The following is a 17,654-nucleotide window of genomic DNA, read 5'->3' on the forward strand; positions in this document are numbered from 1 at the left end:
ATTTGCCCGTGCCTGCCCTCCTGCGTTACCTGTTCCTTCTCCTGCTGCTGTTCATCACTCCAGTACAGGCAGCGGGCCTGCCCGGCCTGCTGGGCGGCAGTGCGCCCGCGCAACCGGAGGCCACCGAGCCACTGGGCAAGTCGCTGGACGAAGTGATCAAGAACCTGGAAAACGACCAGCAGCGGGCCAAGCTGCTGGCCGACCTGAAAAAGCTGCGCGACGCCACCAGGCAATCACAACCCAGCGTGGAACAGGGCGTGCTCGGCCTGATCGGCGGCGCCCTGCACGACTTCGAAAAACAGTTCAGCGGCGATGCCAGCCCGTTCCACCGCTGGTCTACGGAAATCGAACAAGCCCAGGCCGAACTGGCCGAACTGATAGTGCCGGTGCACCAGTGGCCGGCGATCCTGTTCGGCTTTGCCGCCGTCATTGCCGTGTGGAGCGTGCTGGCCTACGCCTTCAACTGGGTCGGCCACCGGATACGCCTGCGCTTTGGCCTGAGTGAAGAACTGCCCCAGCACCCGCGTACCTGGGACCTGGTGCGCTTTGCCCTGCGCAAGCTCGGCCCGTGGCTGGTGGCGCTGGTGTTCACCGTGTACCTGAGCTTTGTGCTGCCGCCGTCGCTGGGTAAATCGCTGGCCATGGTGCTGGCCTACGCATTGGTCGTCGGCACCTGCTTCTCGGCCATCTGCGTGATTGCCTTCTCGCTGCTCGACGGCCCGCACCGCCACCGCGCCCTGCACATTTTGCGGCACCAGGCATTCCGCCCGCTGTGGCTGATCGGCAGCTTCGCAGCGTTTGGCGAGGCCATGAGCGACCCGCGCATGCTGGTCGCACTGGGCACCCACCTGGCCCATGCCCTGGCGACCCTGGCCAACGTCATCGCCGCGCTGTGCACCGGGCTGTTCATTCTGCGCTTCCGCCGCCCGATCGCCCACCTGATCCGCAACCAGCCGCTGGCGCGACGCCTGACCCGCCGCACCCTCAGCGACACCATCGAGATCCTCGGCAGCTTCTGGTTCATCCCGGCGCTGATCCTGGTGGCCATCTCGCTGTTCGCCACCTTCGTCTCGGCCGGCGACACCAGCACCGCCCTGCGTCAGTCGCTGATGTGTACCGTGCTGGTGGTGGTGTGCATGGTGCTCAACGGGCTGGTACGCCGCCACGCCGCCAACCCCAAACGCGCCAACAAGCGCCAGGCGGTTTATGCCGAACGCTTGCGCAACTTCGGCTACCTGCTGGTGCACCTGTTCATCTGGCTGGTGTTCATCGAACTGGGGCTGCGGGTATGGGGCCTGTCGATGATCGGCTTTGCCGAAGGCGATGGCCACGAAGTAAGCCTGCGCCTGCTGGGCCTGGCCGGCACGCTGATCGTCGCCTGGCTGGTGTGGATCCTTGCCGACACCGCCGTGCACCACGCCCTGGTGCGTTCGCGCCGGGGCCTGGCCAACGCCCGCGCACAAACCATGATGCCGTTGATCCGCAACGTGCTGTTCGTGGTCATCTTCATCATTGCGGTGATCGTCGCCCTGGCCAACATGGGCATGAACGTTACCCCGCTGCTGGCCGGTGCCGGTGTGATCGGCCTGGCCATCGGCTTTGGTGCGCAATCGCTGGTGGCCGACCTGATCACCGGGTTGTTCATCATCATCGAGGACTCGCTGGCCATCGACGACTACGTGGACGTGGGCGGGCACCTGGGCACGGTCGAGGGCCTGACCATCCGTACCGTACGCCTGCGGGACATCGACGGCATCGTGCACACCATCCCGTTCAGCGAGATCAAGAGCATCAAGAACTACTCGCGGGAGTTCGGCTACGCCATCTTCCGTGTCGCCATCCCGCACAACATGAGCATTGACCGGGCTATCACGCTGGTTCGCGAGGTGGGGCAAAAGCTGCGCAATGACCCATTGATGCGCCGCAACATCTGGTCGCCGCTGGAGCTGCAGGGGGTGGAGAGTTTCGAGTCGGGGTCGGCGATCTTGCGGGCCCGGTTCAAGACCGCGCCGATCAAGCAGTGGGAAGTGTCGCGGGCATTCAACCTGGCGCTGAAGCGGCAGTTGGATGAGGCCGGGCTGGACCTGGCGACGCCGCGGTTGTCGGTACAGGTGGTGACCGCCGGGGGTGGAGGCATGACGGAGGCAGGTTCATCCAGTTAGGGCCCCCTTATCAACCGGCCTGGGCACGAATGCGGATAGCATCATGCCGCCAATACTCAAGGTCGCAGTCGATCAAGTGCCCATGCTGGTCGCTGTTGACCCGGGTAATGTGCAACCCCGGGCTGCCCACCGACACCTTCAATGCAGCCGCGGCGTCCACCGGCAACGCCGTCGGCAGGATCTCGAAGCACACCTGCCCATACCGAATGCCGTACACCCGCCCATAAATCTCGGTCAGCGACTGCGCCAGGTCCTGTTCGAGAATGTCCGGAAAGTACCGGGGGTTGAGGTAATGCTCGGCATACAGCACCGCCCGCCCGTCAATCCGCCGTAACCGGCAAATACGCACCACACTGGACAACGCCGGTAGCTGCAAGCGCGCACAAATGGCCGCCGAGGCTGGCTGCAGCCGTGCCGAGAGCAGTTCGGTAGTGGCCACACGCCCCTGGTCGCGCACCATGGCATGGAAGTGACTGCGCTCGATCAGGTCGTAGGTCAGCCGCTGGGGCGCGACGAACCAGCCGCGGCGCTCTTCGCGGTAGATCAAGCCCTGCGCCTCCAGCTGCGCCAGCGCCTCGCGCAGGGTGATGCGCGTGGTGTCAAACACCCCGCTCAGCTTGCGCTCGGCCGGCAACTTGCCACCCGGCGCCAGCAGGCCGTGCTCGATCTGCTCCTGCAGGGCATGGCAGATGGCTGTTACCGCACGCGGTGGCATCGGCTGCATCAAAGGTTACCTATCTGGACTAGTCCAGCCCCAGAACAGGGCACTTGGAGAATAGTGCAAGCCTAGGCAGGGCTGATGAACATCCTGTGACAAGGCTGCCCACAGGGTACTGCCAGAATCGGGCCAGCCCTGCAAAACCGGGGGTTCACCATGGTCTACGCTGTATTGCCAGGAGCCCGTCGTCACCTTGACGGGCCCTTCCCTACATCAAATTGTCACGCAAGCGGCCTACCTTGGCTCAAGGTTTGCTGACCTAGACCAAAGGTTCCAGGCAACGGCTTCACTCATACCAACGATCGGTAAAAGGCACCCACCCAAGGAGCTACGGATGAAAAAGTTGTTCATGGCGTCACTGCTCGGTTCGGCCATCGCGTTCTGTACCTCGGCCATGGCCGACGACCTCAAGGCCCTGGAAGATGCCGCCCGCAAGGAAGGCACCGTCAACAGCGTGGGCATGCCCGATGCCTGGGCCAACTGGAAAGGCACCTGGGAAGACCTGGCCAGCAAGTACGGCCTCAAGCACAGCGACACCGACATGAGCTCGGCTCAGGAAATCGCCAAATTCGAAGCCGAGAAGGACAACGCCAGCGCCGACATCGGCGATGTGGGCGCCGCCTTCGGCCCGATCGCCGTGACCAAGGGCGTGAGCCAGCCGTACAAACCAAGCACCTGGGACCAGGTGCCGGAGTGGGCCAAGGACAAGGACGGCCACTGGGCGCTGGCCTATACCGGCACCATTGCCTTCATCATCAACAAGGACCTGGTCAAGGAAGAGGAACGCCCAAAAACCTGGCATGACCTGGAAAAAGGCAAGTACAAGGTCGCCATCGGTGACGTCGGCACTGCCGCCCAGGCCGCCAACGGGGTGCTCGCCGCCGCCATCGCCTACAAAGGCGACGAAAACAACGTGGCGCCGGGCCTGCAACTGTTCACCAAACTGGCCCAGCAGAAGCGCCTGTCGCTGGCCAACCCGACCATCCAGACCTTGGAGAAAGGCGAGGTGGAAGTCGGCGTGGTGTGGGACTTCAACGGCTTGAGCTACCGTGAACAGATCGACCCCAAGCGCTTCGAAGTGCTGATCCCGTCGGACGGCTCGGTAATCTCCGGCTATACCACGGTCATCAATAAATACGCCAAGCACCCCAACGCGGCCAAACTGACCCGTGAATACATCTTCAGCGATGCCGGGCAGATCAACCTGGCCAAGGGGCATGCCCGGCCGATCCGTGCCGAGCACCTGAAGCTGCCGGCGGATGTGCAGGCCAAGTTGCTGCCTAACGAGCAGTACGGTGCAGCCCAGCCGATCAAGAACGCCGAAGCCTGGGAAGCCACCTCGAAGAAACTGCCGCAGATGTGGCAGGAGCAGGTGATCATCGAGATGGAGTAAAGGGCTAGCTTGCCTAGTGCCTGACCCGGCCCCTTCGCGGGCACGCCCGGTCCCACAGAGACCGTGCAAAACCCTGTGGGAGCGGGCATGCCCGCGATGAAGCCAACGCGGTTTATGACTGGAGCCACCATGCAACACAACGTCATCCTGGTCCTGCTAGACGGCCTCAACTATCAGGTGGCCCACCACGCCATGGGCCACCTGCATGCCTATGTCGAGGCCGACCGCGCCGCGCTGTACCGCGTGGAATGCGAGCTACCGTCACTGTCACGGCCGCTGTACGAATGCATCCTCACCGGCGTGCCGCCCATCGACAGCGGCATCGTGCACAACAACGTCAATCGCCTGTCCAACCAGCGCAGCGTGTTTCACTACGCCCGCGAGGCCAACCTGGGCACCGCAGCGGCGGCCTATCACTGGATGAGTGAGCTGTACAACCGCTCGCCTTTCGACCCGCAGCGCGACCGCCATACCCACGCGCCGAAGCTGCCGATCCAGCACGGGTTGTTCTATTGGGACGACCGTTACCCCGATTCGCACCTGCTGGCCGATGGCGAATACCTGCGCCGCCGCCATGCCCCCAACTTCCTGCTGGTGCACCCGATGAGCATCGACGATGTCGGCCACCGCCACGGTCTGGACAGCAGCCAGTACCGCAACGCCGCACGCAGCGCCGACATCCTGCTGGCCGACTACCTGCCAGGCTGGCTCGAAGAGGGCTACCAGGTACTGGTCACCGCCGACCATGGCATGAACAACGACCGCTCGCACAATGGCCTGCTGGCCGAGGAACGCGAAGTGCCGCTGTTCGTCTTTGGTGACGCCTTCAGCCTTGACCCGGCGGCCAAGCCGCTGCAGACCGAGCTGTGCGGCACCATTTGCGAACTGCTGGGCGCTGCCCACGACAAGACCGTGTGCCGGGAGCTGCTGAAGTGACTGCACCCAAGCGCAGCGGCGCCCGTGGCCGCTACCTGGCCCTGCTCTGCCTGCTGCCGTTTGCTGTGTTCTTCGTCATTTTCCAGATTGCCCCGCTGGCCTGGGTAGCGATCAACAGCGTGCAATCGGAAGCCGGCTGGGGCGTCGAAAATTTCAGCAAGGTATTCAGCTCGAAGTTCTACCTGCAGGCCCTGCAACGCAGCCTGGAGATCAGCTTCTGGTCGAGCCTGTTCGGCATCGTCATCGCCACCCTTGGCGCCTATTCGCTGCGCCAGGTGGACTCGAAACTGCGCGACTTCGTCAGCGCCTTCGCCAACATGACCAGCAACTTTGCCGGGGTGCCGCTGGCCTTCGCGTTCATCATCCTGCTCGGTTTCAACGGCGCGCTGACGCTGCTGCTGAAGCAGATCGGCCTGCTGGAAGACTTCAGCATCTACTCCAAAAGCGGGCTGATCCTGGTGTATACCTACTTCCAGATCCCGCTGGGCGTGTTGCTGCTCTACCCGGCCTTCGACGCCCTGCGTGAAGACTGGCGCGAGTCGGCCGCGCTGCTGGGCGCCAACCACTGGCAGTACTGGCGGCACATCGGCCTGCCGGTGCTGACCCCGGCACTGCTGGGCACCTTCGTCATCCTGCTGGCCAATGCCCTGGGCGCCTACGCCACCGTGTATGCGTTGACCACCGGCAATTTCAACGTACTGCCGATCCGCATCGCTGGCCTGGTGGCCGGCGACATCAGCCTCGACCCCAACCTGGCCAGCGCCTTGGCGATGGTGCTGGTGGGGCTGATGACGCTGGTAACGGTGGTGCATCAATGGCTACTGAAACGGAGCTACCATGCGCGCTGACGCCCGTTCCGGCGGCTGGTACCACCGCATCGTGGTCTACCTGCTGTTCCTGATCCTGCTGCTGCCACTGGCCGGCACCCTGCTCTACTCGCTGGCCACCAGCTGGTCGGCCAGCCTGCTGCCCAGCGGCCTGACCCTGAAATGGTACGTGGCGCTATGGAGCGAGCCGCGCTTTCTGGCCGCCTTCGGCCAGTCGCTGCTGGTGTGCATGGGTGCGCTGCTGCTGTCGGTGGTGCTGATCCTGCCACTGCTGTTCGTGGTGCACTACCACTTCCCGCGGCTCGACGCGTTGATGAACATCCTCATCCTGTTGCCGTTCGCGGTGCCGCCGGTGGTGTCGTCGGTGGGGCTGCTGCAGCTGTATGGCAGCGGGCCGATGGCCATGGTCGGCACGCCCTGGATCCTGATCGGCTGCTACTTCACCATCGCCCTGCCGTTCATGTACCGGGCCATTACCAACAACCTGCAGGCCATCAACCTGCGCGACCTGATGGACGCCGCCCAGTTGCTAGGGGCCAGCACCTGGCAGGCAGCGCTGCTGGTGGTGCTGCCAAACCTGCGCAAGGGCCTGATGGTGGCGCTGCTGCTGTCGTTCTCGTTCCTGTTCGGCGAGTTCGTGTTCGCCAACCTGCTGGTCGGCACCCGCTACGAGACCCTGCAGGTGTACCTGAACAACATGCGTAACAGCAGCGGCCACTTCAACAGCGCACTGGTGATCTCGTACTTCGCCTTTGTGCTGGTACTGACCTGGGTCGCCAACCGCCTGAACAAGGACAAGACCTGACATGAGCTTCGTCAGCGTACAGAAACTGCAGAAAAGCTACGCCGGCAGCCCGGTGTTCGAGAATATCGACTGCCACATCGAACGCGGCGAGTTCGTTACCCTGCTAGGCCCGTCCGGCTGCGGCAAGTCCACCCTGCTGCGCTGCATCGCCGGGCTGACCCCGGTAGACAGCGGCCAGATCCTGCTCGACGGCCACGACATCGTGCCGCTGAGCCCGCAAAAGCGTGGCATCGGCATGGTGTTCCAGAGCTACGCGCTGTTCCCCAACATGACCGTGGAACAGAACGTGGCTTTTGGCCTGCGCATGCAGAAGGTCAAGGCCGACGAAAGCCAGGCCCGGGTGCGCGAGGTGCTGGCGCTGGTGGAACTGGGCAACTTCGCCGGGCGCTACCCCCACCAGTTGTCTGGCGGCCAGTGTCAGCGCGTGGCCCTGGCCCGCTCGCTGGTCACCCGCCCGCGCCTGCTGCTGCTTGACGAGCCATTGTCGGCACTGGATGCGCGTATTCGCAAACACCTGCGCGAGCAGATTCGTGCCATCCAGCGTGAACTTGGGCTGACCACCATCTTCGTCACCCACGACCAGGAAGAAGCGCTGACCCTGTCCGACCGCATCTTCCTGATGAACCAGGGGCGTATCGTGCAGAGCGGCGACGCCGAAACCCTCTACACAGCGCCTGTGGACCTGTTTTCCGCCGGCTTTATCGGCAACTACAACCTGCTTGACGCCGACAGCGCCAGCCGCCTACTACAACGCCCGGTCACCAGCCGCCTGGCGATCCGCCCAGAGTCGATCACCCTGGGGGTCAATGGCGAACTGGACGCAGAAGTACGCAGCCACAGCCTGCTGGGCAATGTGATTCGCTACCGCGTAAACGTGCGCGAAGTGGAGTTGGTGGTGGACGTGCTCAACCGCTCGCCGGCCGACCTGCACGCGGACGGAAAACGGGTAAGCTTGTCGATCGACCCCACGGCGCTGCGGGAAGTGGCTTAAGGAGACTCAATACAATGGCACTGGCAATTTTCGATCTGGATGAAACCCTGATCCACGGGGACTGTGCGTCGCTGTGGAGCGAGCAGATGGCCCGGCTGGGCTGGGTCGACGGCAAGGAATTCCTGCGCCGCGACCATGAACTGATGGAAGCCTACGGCAAGGGCCACCTGCAGATGGAGGACTACATGGCCTTCAGCCTGGAGCCGATTGCCGGGCGTACACTGGAGGAGGTAGAACACTTGGTTGAGCCGTGGGTCGAGGACGTTATCGAGCCCATCATCTACGGCGACGCCTGCCGCTGCATTGCCGAGCACCGCAAGCGCGGGGACCGCATCCTGATCATTTCCGCTTCGGGGACGCACCTGGTCGGGCCCATTGCGGCACGGCTGGGGGTGGATGAATACCTGGCGATCGAGCTGGAGGCGGTGAACGGGGTGTATACGGGCAAGACTCACGGGGTACTCACCTACCGCGAAGGCAAGATCACCCGGTTGCTGGAGTGGCTGGATCAGGAGCAGGAGAACCTGGAGGGGGCGAGTTTCTATTCCGATTCGCGCAATGACTTACCGCTGTTGCTGAAGGTGGATCACCCGCATGTGGTGAACCCGGATGCGGTGTTGCGCGAGCATGCCCAGACCAATGGCTGGCCGATTCTGAGCTGGTCTTGAGGGCCTTGGGGGCGCTTTGCGCCCCTTTCGCGGCACAAGGCCGCTCCTACAGGGATTTACGCACAGGTTCGACCTGATGCGATCCCTTGTAGGAGCGGCCTTGTGCCGCGAAAGGGCTGCAAAGCAGCCCCGGCAATATCAAGCCTGGCTCGGATCTATGACCATCACCAACTTGCCCGACACCTGGTTGGTCTCAAGCTCGGCATACGCCGCCTGGGCGAACTCCACCGGGTAGGTATCAACCAGCTGCGGTGACAAACGCCCTTCGGCGAACAGCGGCCACACCTGCTGTTGCAGCTCGCGCAGCAGTTCAGCCTTGAAGCCGTCATCACGGTTGCGCAGCGTCGAGCCGGTAATCTCCAGGCGCTTGCCCAGCACCTGGGCCAGGTCCAGCTCAAACTTGCGCCCACCCATCAGGCCGATGATCACCCAACGCCCGTCACGTGCCAGCAGCTTGAGGTTGAGCTCGCCGTAGCTGGCACCCACCGGGTCGAGAATGACGTCGAACGGCCCGAAACCTTCCAGTGCATCCAGGTTCTCGTTACGTACCACACCACCCGCAGCGCCCAGCGCCTGGCAGTAGGCCAGGCGATCCGGTGAGCCGACGCTGACCCACACCGGGCTACCGAATGCCTTGCACAGCTGGATGGCAGCCGAGCCAACGCCACTGGCACCAGCATGCACCAGCACCTTCTCACCGGCCTTCACACCCCCCAGCTGGAAGATGTTCAGCCAGGCGGTGGCATACACCTCCGGCAACGCTGCCGCTTCATGCAGGCTGAGCCCTTCGGGCACCGGCAATACATGACGCGCGTCGACCACCACTTCCTCGGCCATGGCACCGCTGGCCAGCAGTGCGCACACCCGGTCGCCCACGCGCCAGTCGGCGCCGGCGCCCACTTCCTCGACCACACCGGCGCATTCAAGGCCCATGTACGGGCTGGCGCCTGGCGGCGGTGGGTATAAACCTTTCATTTGCAGCAGATCGGCGCGGTTCAGGCCCGCAGCAGCCACGCGAATGCGCACTTGGCCCGCGTCACAGGCCGGGCGTTCGGCCTCGACCCACTCCACATGTCCGTCAACGCCTTGCAATGCCTTCACAGTGCCTCCATAGTTGAATCATGACTGGGCCTGGGGAACGCACACCCCAGGCTTTTTGCAGTATTTGCCCGGTTCCATGGAACCGGCAACGGAAAAGACGGCCTACTATGCGTGATCAATTGCCTCCACGTCGAATCAGCATGAAGCATTTCCTCCCAAGCACCGCCCTCGCTGTAATGATCGGCCTGGGCAGCCTCGCGCTCGGCGGCAATGCAGCGGCCGCCAACAAGTGGGACGGCCTGCAGCCGGACCGCGACGAGATCGTCGCCAGCCTCAACGTGGTGGAATTGCTCAAGCGCCACCACTACAGCAAGCCGCCGCTGGACGATGCCCGTTCGGTCATCATCTACGACAGCTACATCAAGCTGCTGGACCCGGCGCGCAGCTACTTCACCGCTGCCGACATTGCCGAATTCGACAAGTGGAAAACGCAATTCGACGATTTCCTCAAGAGCGGTAACCTGGACCCGGGCTTCACCATCTACAAACGCTACCTGGACCGCGTCAAGCAGCGCCTGGACTTCGCCCTGGCCGAGCTGAACAAAGGCGTGGACAAGATCGACTTCACCGCCAAGGAAACCTTGCTGATCGACCGCAAGGACGCCCCGTGGATGAAGGACCAGGCCGAGCTCGACGACCTGTGGCGCAAACGCGTCAAGGACGAAGTGCTGCGCCAGAAGATCGCCGGCAAGGAACCCAAGCAGATCCAGGAAACCCTGACCAAGCGCTACAAGAACCAGCTGGCGCGCCTGGACCAGACCCGTGCCGAGGATATCTTCCAGGCCTACATCAACACCTTCGCCCAGTCCTACGACCCGCACACCAACTACCTGTCGCCGGACAACGCCGAGAACTTCGACATCAACATGAGCCTGTCGCTCGAAGGCATCGGCGCGGTGCTGCAAAGCGACAACGACCAGGTCAAGATCGTGCGCCTGGTGCCGGCAGGCCCGGCAGCCAAGACCAAGCAGGTAGCCCCGGCCGACAAGATCATCGGCGTGGCCCAGGGCAACAAGGAAATGGTCGACGTGGTCGGCTGGCGCCTGGACGAAGTGGTCAAGCTGATCCGTGGCCCGAAAGGCTCGGTGGTACGCCTGGAAGTCATCCCGGCCAGCAATGCGCCGAGCGACCAGACCAGCAAGATCGTGTCGATCACCCGTGAAGCGGTAAAACTTGAAGAGCAGGCGGCGAAAAAGTCGGTGCTCAAGCTCAAGCAGGACGGGCGTGACTACAAGCTGGGCATCATCGAGATCCCGGCCTTCTACCTCGACTTCAAGGCCTACCGCGCCGGTGACCCGGAATACAAGAGCACCACGCGTGACGTGAAGAAACTGCTCACCGAACTGCAAAAAGAAAAAGTCGACGGCGTGGTCATCGACCTGCGCAACAACGGCGGTGGTTCGCTGCAGGAAGCCACCGAGCTGACCAGCCTGTTCATCGAGAAAGGCCCGACCGTACTGGTGCGCAACAGCGACGGCCGCGTCGACGTGCTGGAAGACGAAAACCCGGGTGCCTTCTACAAGGGCCCGCTGGCCCTGCTGGTCAACCGACTGTCGGCCTCGGCGTCAGAGATCTTCGCCGGCGCCATGCAGGACTACCACCGCGCGCTGATCATCGGTGGCCAGACCTTCGGCAAAGGCACCGTGCAGACCATCCAGCCGCTCAACCATGGCGAACTGAAGCTGACCCTGGCCAAGTTCTACCGGGTTTCCGGGCAGAGCACCCAGCACCAGGGCGTGCTGCCGGACATCGACTACCCGTCGATCATCGACACCAAGGAAATCGGCGAGAGCGCCCTGCCCGAGGCCATGCCGTGGGACACCATCCGCCCGGTAGTCAAGCCGGCGGCAGACCCGTTCAAGCCGTACCTGGCCCAGCTCAAGGCACAGCATGAAGCGCGCAGCGACAAGGATGCCGAGTTCACCTACATTCGCGACCGCCTGGCCCTGACGCAGAAGCTGATGACCGAAAAAACCGTCAGCCTCAACGAGCAGGATCGCCGTGCGCGCCACGACGAAATCGAGGCCAAGCAACTGGCGCTGGAAAACGTCCGCCGCAAGGCCAAGGGTGAAGAGCCGCTCAAAGAGCTGAAGAAAGAAGACGAGGACGCACTGCCGGTCGAGGATGAAAACACCAAGCCGGAAGACGACGCCTACCTGTCCGAGACCGGTCGTATCCTGATCGACTACCTCAGCGCCAGCACCAAGGTGGCCAAGAAGTAAGGCGCAAGGGGCTGTGATGGCAGATTAATGTGAGCTGTCATCAAACAGTCATCGCGCTGTCGTGAAATACGGGGGCCGGGCATGCAGATGCCCGGCCCTTTCATTTTCAGGAATATGTCATGACCGTCGCCGAACAGCTCAGTGCCTTGGGTGCCATCCTGGCTCAACGCAGCATTCACAGTCTGTTTCAGCCGATCATGTGCCTGAGCGAGCAACGGGTTTTCGGCCATGAAGCGTTGAGCCGCGGGCCGTCCAACAGCCCGCTGCATGCACCGCTGAACCTGTTCAGCATCGCCCGCCAGGCCGGCCGCCTGACCGAGCTGGAAGCCGCCTGCCGGGAAAGCGCCTGCCGGCGCTTCAGCGAGCAACAACTGCAGGGCAAGCTGTTTCTCAACATCTCGCCCGAATCGTTGCTGGAGCCACACTACCCGTCCGGCCTTACCCTGAAGCTGCTGGAGCAGGTCGGCCTGCCCCCCAGCCGGGTGGTGATCGAGCTGACCGAGCACACCCCCACCGACGACTTCCAGCTGTTGTCCAACGCCCTGCACCACTACCGCGACATGGGCTTTTCGATTGCCCTTGACGATCTGGGTGCGGGCTACTCGAGCTTGCGCCTGTGGTCTGAGCTGCGCCCCGAATACGTGAAGATCGACCGCCACTTCATAGACGGCATTCACCGCGACCCGCTCAAGCGCGAGTTCGTCGGCTCGATATTGCAGATTGCCCGGGCGTCGAAGGCACAGGTAATTGCCGAAGGCATCGAGCTGGCAGAGGAACTGAAAGTGCTGACCGAGATGGGTGTAGACCTGGTGCAAGGCTACCTGCTGGGGCGCCCGCAAGAGCTGGGGGTGCGGGAAAGCCGGCCTTTACCGACGCCGATGAGCGCGCCACTGGCTGGACAGCCGACGGTGCGGCTCAATGCCACGCTTGGGCAGTTGCTGGAGTTGTTCGAGCGGCATCAGCACCTGGAGGCATTGGAGGTGGTGGATGCTGATGGCAGGGGTTGTGGGTTGATCCACCGGCATGGTTTGCCTGCCCTGGCCCTATCGCCGGCAAGCCAGCTCCCACAGGTACAGCACAGGCCTTGAGCCTTGCGCTGTATCTGTAGGAGCAGCCTTGTGCTGCGAAGAGGCCAGTAGGAGCAAATACCTTCAGTAGCAGTAATGGCCTCTTCGCAGCACAAGGCTGCTCCTACAGGCCGGTGGTGTACCGGCGGGAGGGACCGCGCTGATGCTGAGTATCAGGCTGTTTCGGGGTAGCTGTACTCGAATACCCGGACCACCTCGGAGGCATGCCACGACGCCGCTTCCATGCCATCGACCGGCCCGGCAAACCGCCCCAGCCGTTCGACACATTCAAAGAAGCCGGTACGCGGCAAACGGCTGGCGCCCTGGCTGATCACCAGCGAGCTGCGCAACGGCTGCTCGGCACGGGCATCCAGCACCGCCAGGTACTCCAGCGCAGCGGTCAGCGTCTGCATGGCAGGGCTAGGCAGTTGCAAGCGCTCGATCAGCGCTCGGTAGGTCAGCAAGTGTCGTTGACGACGGGCCAGGTCAAGCTCGCCCAGCAGGTTTTCCCAGTGCTGACGGCTGATCCTGACCTGGCTCATGACGGCTCGCTCCAGCCAGCCACCCCCAGATGCCAGGCCAAGGCGCGGCGGATGGCAGCATCCGGCTGGCGTTCGCCCGATTCGATCATGGCCAGATACGCCGGGCTCACCCCAACATTGCGCGCCAGTTGCTCAGGGGCAATGCCCTTGGCCTGGCGAATCTGCGCCACTTCGCTGAACGCCGGTAATGGCGCCGCGGCAGCGGAGCCGGCTTCTTCGCCCACAACCGCCTCGGCCGGCGCCTGCCCCGCCGCCTTCAGCAGTGCCTGGTACTGCTCCCAGGGAACGACAGCGTACTCGGGTTGACCGTCCCGGCTAATGACCTGAATACCCATTACAAACCCCTTTAAAAAGGATTACAGCATGTAATCCGTAGGCATAACCCTTATGCCAATTATATTACCAACTCCGGGGTCTGTCCGGTGGCGGTGCAGTTCAGGCTGTTTTCACGGCGTATTGCGCTCCAGCCCCAATGCTTGCGGGGTAGCCGGCAGACGCTCTACCACACGCAGCCGCTCGGGTGCCTGGCTGTCGCGCCAAGCCTTGAAGCGCGCCAGTTCGTCGGCCACGGTCTTCAGCACCCACCCCAGTACGGCGATGTCATCGAGAAAACCCACGCCCAGCAACCAGTCGGGGATGGCATCGATAGGGCTGACGAAATACAGCAGGCCAGCCACGATGGTGACAAGCGCCTTTGGGCTGATGGCGCGGTATTCGCCGCGCCACCACGCCAGGCACAACGACTGCAGCAGTTTCACGTCCTCACGCAACCGGCCGATGCGCGGGCCTTTGCGGGCCACTGCAAACAGCAGGGCCGGCAGCCGACCACGGCTGAGCAGGCGCTCGGCCAGGGGCAGGAAACGGGCAAAATTCCAGGGTGCGCTCATGGAGCCTCCAGGCGGAAAAGGTTATCCACATTTATTGTGGATAACCTTGTGAACAGGGTCGCGTTTCTGAGCCCAGGTCCCTGCCAGGCAAGGGCCACGGTCAGATCGGGCGTTTTTTACACAACCGTTTCAAGCCGTGGGTACCTGACCGCAAACGATTTGCGCCAGAAACATCGTACATCTACTAGCTGCATTTCCTCGGACAGTATCAGTTGTTGCAGGTTCGTCCAATCGCCACAAACGAAAACGCCCCGTCAGGACGGGGCGTTTTGCAAGAACCAACCAGTGTTACTTGGCAGGTGCTTCAGCAGGTGCTTCAGCTGGAGCCTCGGCTTCCGGCTCGCCACCTTGCAGCTGGGCCGGATCCTTGATCGCGATCAGTTCAAGGTCGAACACCAGTACCGAGTTCGCCGGGATCAGCGGGCTTGGGCTTTGTGCGCCGTAGGCCAGTTCAGCCGGGATGAACAGCTTGTACTTCTCGCCAACGTGCATCAGCTGCAGGCCTTCGACCCAACCCGGGATCACACCGCTGACCGGCAGGTCGATCGGGCTGCCACGCTCGACAGAGCTGTCGAACACCTTGCCATCGGTCAGCTTGCCTTCATAGTGGACAGTGACCACGTCGGTCGGTTTTGGCTGCGGGCCATCAGCTTTCTTGACCACTTCGTACTGCAGGCCGGAGGCAGTGGTGACCACGCCTGGCTTCTTGGCGTTTTCTTCGAGGAACTTCTTGCCGGCGGAGGCGGCTTCTTCGCTGGCCTTGGCCAGGCGCTCCTCGGCGCGTTTCTGCAAGGCAGTGAACGCCTCTACCAGCTCTTCGTCCTTGATGCGTTGTTCTTTCTTGCCAACGGCGTCTTCGATGCCGAGCGCGACCGATTTCGAATCAAGGTCTTCCATGCCTTCCTGAGCCAGGCTCTTGCCCATGTTCAGGCCGATACCGTAGGAGGCTTTCTGCGCCGGAGTCTTCAGCTCGGGGCTGCTGGCTTGTTGATCACAGCCAGCCAGTACCAGGCCTACCAGGGCAACCGCAGCCGCCAAACGATGCTGTTTCATGTGTTTTCCTTGTTCATGCGCCATAAGGGCAATCAGGGTAGAAGCCGCGAGCTTATCAGGCGTCCCCAACCCATGGCTACCGGCATAAGAACCAGCAAACAGGGATTAGTTCCACAGCCTGGCCCGCGGCCGGAAAGCCTTAAAAAGTGCAAAAGATTATTCGTTACGTTTTGTATCGACCAAGATATACCATAACGCTATCATCTGCCGCTTTCAGGATACTGAGCCGGGGCGGCCAGGCTATCTAGAACGGGCTTCAGGGACGCACGATGAGATGGGATGGAGCAGTAACCTTCGGTGATTACTGGCTGGGGTACACCGGCAATACCGACCAGACTGCTGCCCATGCCCACGTCGCCATCCAGCTGTGCATCGGCCTGCGCTACGACATCACGGTGGAATTCGGCAAGCAGGTCCTCACCGCACCTGGGGTATTGATCGGGCCTTCAGTCGACCATCGTTCGCTGCCCAACCCAGACCGCGTTGCCTTTCTCTATTTCTATCCGGATGCGCCACTTGGCCGTGCGCTGAAGGCCTTGCTCGACGACAGCGGCAAGGCTGCAGTCAGCCAGGATATCGTCGATTGCGTGCGCCAGGCCGCCAACTTCCACGAAGTGGTGGCGGCACTGGAACTCAAGTTGGTGCCCCCCGAAAGCTTCGACCCGCGCCTGTCCAATGCCCTGCACCTGCTGCGCCAGGACTGGGCCGGCATCGGCGCGGTCTCACGCGCTGCCAGCGCAGTCGGCCTGTCCAGCCCGCGCCTGCGATTTTTCGCCACGCACCAGATGGGCGTGCCACTTTCGCAGTGGATCATCTGGCGCAAGCTCGAACGTGCCTGCCATGCCCTCGCCCACGATGCCAGCCTCAGCGATGCCGCCATGGCTGGTGGGTTCGCTGACCAGGCCCACCTCACCCGCATGATGCGACGCATGGTCGGCATGTCGCCCAGCCGCGTTGCCATCGTGCTACGCAATACAAGCGATTCGTTCAAGAATCCACAGTTCTAAATCGCCATCATCCCCTCCAGCCCGCGCCAGCCGGGGTCTCCACCACCAGGCGCAGGGCTGCTTGCCGACCGCCCCTGAACCCGGGGCACACAGGTCGGCTTTTTTAATCGTTCCGGTCCTTGGCCCCATTGCGGCTGCCAGGCAGACGGGCGCATGGCAGATGCCACTTCATCAACCTAGCGAGCAAGGAGTGCTAGCCAATGTCAGGACCTTCGCGGCTGACCGTTTTCCTTACCGGCGGTGCCGGCGTACTGGGCGATACCCTGATCGACCAACTGGCCGACCGCTATCACCTCGTTTGCCTGACCCGTCGCAGCAGCATCCGCCACCCTGGGGTGGAGACCGTGCGCGGTGATATCTGCCAACCCTACCTGGGCCTGTCCAGCGCGGATTACCTGGCACTGACCAAGCGGGTCGACTGGGTCATCCACTGCGCGGCCATCACCCGCCTGGATGGCCATGCAGAAGCGGTGTTCTCGGTCAATTACCAAGGCACCGAGCAGGTGCTGGAGTTTGTCCGCGACGCCGATGTGCCGCTGTACCACATCAGCACCGCCTTCACGCACCCGTGTGACTACCACCCCGGGGTGATGCCTTCGACCCCGTACGAAGTGGTCAAGCGCCAGGCCGAAAGCCTGGTGCGTGATGCCGGCGTACCGGTGTCGATCTTCCGCCCGTCGATCATCATCGGCGACAGCCACAGTGGCCACATGCCCATGCTGCAGGGCTTTCACCTGACCATGGGGCTGATGATGTCGGGCTACCTGCCGATCATCCCGTGCCCGGAGGACGGGCGGGTCGACGTGATCGCTCGCGACGTGGCGGCGGCCGGTATTGCCAGCGCCCTGGACCAGCGCCTGATCGGCGACGATTACTTCCTCAGCAATGGCCCGCAGGCGCTGGATATCCGTACCCTGCTCGACCTCATGTGCGCGGAAATGCAAGACCAGGGCAAGCCTTTTCAGCGTCCGCGCTGCATGAACCCGGACATCTACGAACGACTGGTGCGCCCGGTGTTCCTGCCGGCCCTTGAAGAGAACATCCGCGCAGCCCTGGGCCGCGCCACCCAACTGTGCCGCTACGCCAGCCTGCTGCAGCCGCTGCCCAGCTCGCTGGAGCAGCTGTTGCCGGCCCAGCACCTGGCCATGCGTTCCCCGCGCCAGGAACTGGCCCTGACCCTGGCGCGCCTGTCACCCAAGCTTTCGGCCATGCAACGCATGTTGAAGATTCCGGTAGCGGGTGAAAGCCGTGGCGAACTGGCCATGGAGGCCTGAG

Annotated in this window: 17 protein-coding genes; 11 read left to right on the forward strand and 6 right to left on the reverse strand. The window is 62.9% G+C overall.

All coding sequences use genetic code 11. The annotated features are described in order from the left end of the window. The first annotated feature begins 8 nt into the window (after positions 1-8). Positions 9-2,162: a mechanosensitive ion channel family protein gene (locus ABI582_RS13830; protein ID WP_442119452.1), complete on the forward strand. Its 2,154-nt coding sequence runs from the start codon at positions 9-11 to the stop codon at positions 2,160-2,162. Positions 2,163-2,172: 10 nt separating this feature from the next. Here ABI582_RS13830 and ABI582_RS13835 read toward each other — a convergent pair whose 3' ends face one another. Continuing rightward, entirely contained in the window at positions 2,173-2,886 is a 714-nt protein-coding gene (locus ABI582_RS13835; protein ID WP_442119453.1) for a UTRA domain-containing protein, read from the reverse strand. Between the two features lie 328 nt (positions 2,887-3,214). Here ABI582_RS13835 and ABI582_RS13840 point away from each other — a divergent pair, with 328 nt between their 5' ends. The 6 genes from ABI582_RS13840 (at position 3,215) to ABI582_RS13865 (ending at position 8,500) form a co-directional block, all read left to right on the forward strand. Beyond that, complete coding sequence (locus ABI582_RS13840) at positions 3,215-4,273, forward strand: ABC transporter substrate-binding protein (protein ID WP_442119454.1); 1,059 nt, start codon at positions 3,215-3,217, stop codon at positions 4,271-4,273. Positions 4,274-4,402: 129 nt separating this feature from the next. After that, the gene (locus ABI582_RS13845) at positions 4,403-5,209 is read left to right on the forward strand and encodes an alkaline phosphatase family protein (RefSeq protein ID WP_368977973.1); all 807 of its coding nucleotides are present in this window, start codon (positions 4,403-4,405) and stop codon (positions 5,207-5,209) included. Next, on the forward strand, positions 5,206-6,057 hold the full coding sequence (locus ABI582_RS13850) for an ABC transporter permease (protein WP_442119455.1): 852 nt from the start codon (positions 5,206-5,208) through the stop codon (positions 6,055-6,057). The genes ABI582_RS13845 and ABI582_RS13850 overlap by 4 nt, the downstream gene beginning before the upstream one ends. Next, a complete protein-coding gene (locus ABI582_RS13855; protein WP_353456438.1) occupies positions 6,047-6,841 on the forward strand; it encodes an ABC transporter permease in 795 nt (264 codons plus the stop codon). The genes ABI582_RS13850 and ABI582_RS13855 overlap by 11 nt, the downstream gene beginning before the upstream one ends. 1 nt (position 6,842) lies before the next feature. Further along, on the forward strand, positions 6,843-7,832 hold the full coding sequence (locus ABI582_RS13860; RefSeq protein WP_442119456.1) for an ABC transporter ATP-binding protein: 990 nt from the start codon (positions 6,843-6,845) through the stop codon (positions 7,830-7,832). Positions 7,833-7,846: 14 nt separating this feature from the next. Then, on the forward strand, positions 7,847-8,500 hold the full coding sequence (locus ABI582_RS13865) for an HAD family hydrolase (RefSeq protein WP_338746370.1): 654 nt from the start codon (positions 7,847-7,849) through the stop codon (positions 8,498-8,500). A 138-nt stretch (positions 8,501-8,638) separates the two neighbouring features. On the opposite strand, the gene ABI582_RS13870 is transcribed toward ABI582_RS13865, so the two are convergent. Further along, entirely contained in the window at positions 8,639-9,601 is a 963-nt protein-coding gene (locus ABI582_RS13870; RefSeq protein WP_338746369.1) for an NAD(P)H-quinone oxidoreductase, read from the reverse strand. 140 nt (positions 9,602-9,741) lie between these two features. Between ABI582_RS13870 and ABI582_RS13875 the strand changes: the two genes are divergently transcribed. Continuing rightward, a complete protein-coding gene (locus tag ABI582_RS13875; RefSeq protein ID WP_442119457.1) occupies positions 9,742-11,823 on the forward strand; it encodes a carboxy terminal-processing peptidase in 2,082 nt (693 codons plus the stop codon). A 119-nt stretch (positions 11,824-11,942) separates the two neighbouring features. Next, positions 11,943-12,911: an EAL domain-containing protein gene (locus ABI582_RS13880; protein ID WP_442119458.1), complete on the forward strand. Its 969-nt coding sequence runs from the start codon at positions 11,943-11,945 to the stop codon at positions 12,909-12,911. 152 nt (positions 12,912-13,063) lie between these two features. Here the strand turns inward: ABI582_RS13880 and ABI582_RS13885 are convergent, their stop codons facing one another. From ABI582_RS13885 to ABI582_RS13900, 4 genes are all read right to left on the reverse strand, one after another. Further along, a complete protein-coding gene (locus tag ABI582_RS13885) occupies positions 13,064-13,432 on the reverse strand; it encodes a hypothetical protein (protein WP_306380107.1) in 369 nt (122 codons plus the stop codon). Then, positions 13,429-13,767 carry a helix-turn-helix domain-containing protein gene (locus ABI582_RS13890; RefSeq protein ID WP_338746366.1) on the reverse strand — a complete coding sequence of 113 codons (339 nt, stop codon included), beginning with the start codon at positions 13,765-13,767 and terminating at the stop codon, positions 13,429-13,431. The genes ABI582_RS13885 and ABI582_RS13890 overlap by 4 nt, the downstream gene beginning before the upstream one ends. A gap of 111 nt (positions 13,768-13,878) precedes the next feature. Next, entirely contained in the window at positions 13,879-14,319 is a 441-nt protein-coding gene (locus tag ABI582_RS13895; protein WP_338746365.1) for a YkvA family protein, read from the reverse strand. A 288-nt stretch (positions 14,320-14,607) separates the two neighbouring features. Next, positions 14,608-15,372 (reverse strand): FKBP-type peptidyl-prolyl cis-trans isomerase, encoded by a 765-nt coding sequence (locus tag ABI582_RS13900; protein ID WP_234229165.1) that lies wholly within the window; start codon positions 15,370-15,372, stop codon positions 14,608-14,610. Positions 15,373-15,641: 269 nt separating this feature from the next. On the opposite strand from ABI582_RS13900, the gene ABI582_RS13905 reads away from it, so the two are divergent. Next, on the forward strand, positions 15,642-16,379 hold the full coding sequence (locus tag ABI582_RS13905) for an AraC family transcriptional regulator (protein ID WP_258655592.1): 738 nt from the start codon (positions 15,642-15,644) through the stop codon (positions 16,377-16,379). A gap of 200 nt (positions 16,380-16,579) precedes the next feature. Beyond that, the gene (locus ABI582_RS13910; protein ID WP_258655591.1) at positions 16,580-17,653 is read left to right on the forward strand and encodes an SDR family oxidoreductase; all 1,074 of its coding nucleotides are present in this window, start codon (positions 16,580-16,582) and stop codon (positions 17,651-17,653) included. Position 17,654 lies beyond the last annotated feature (1 nt).

This window comes from Pseudomonas sp. SAS7 (genome assembly GCF_052112345.1).
Classification (GTDB): Bacteria; Pseudomonadota; Gammaproteobacteria; order Pseudomonadales; family Pseudomonadaceae; genus Aquipseudomonas; species Aquipseudomonas putida_Q.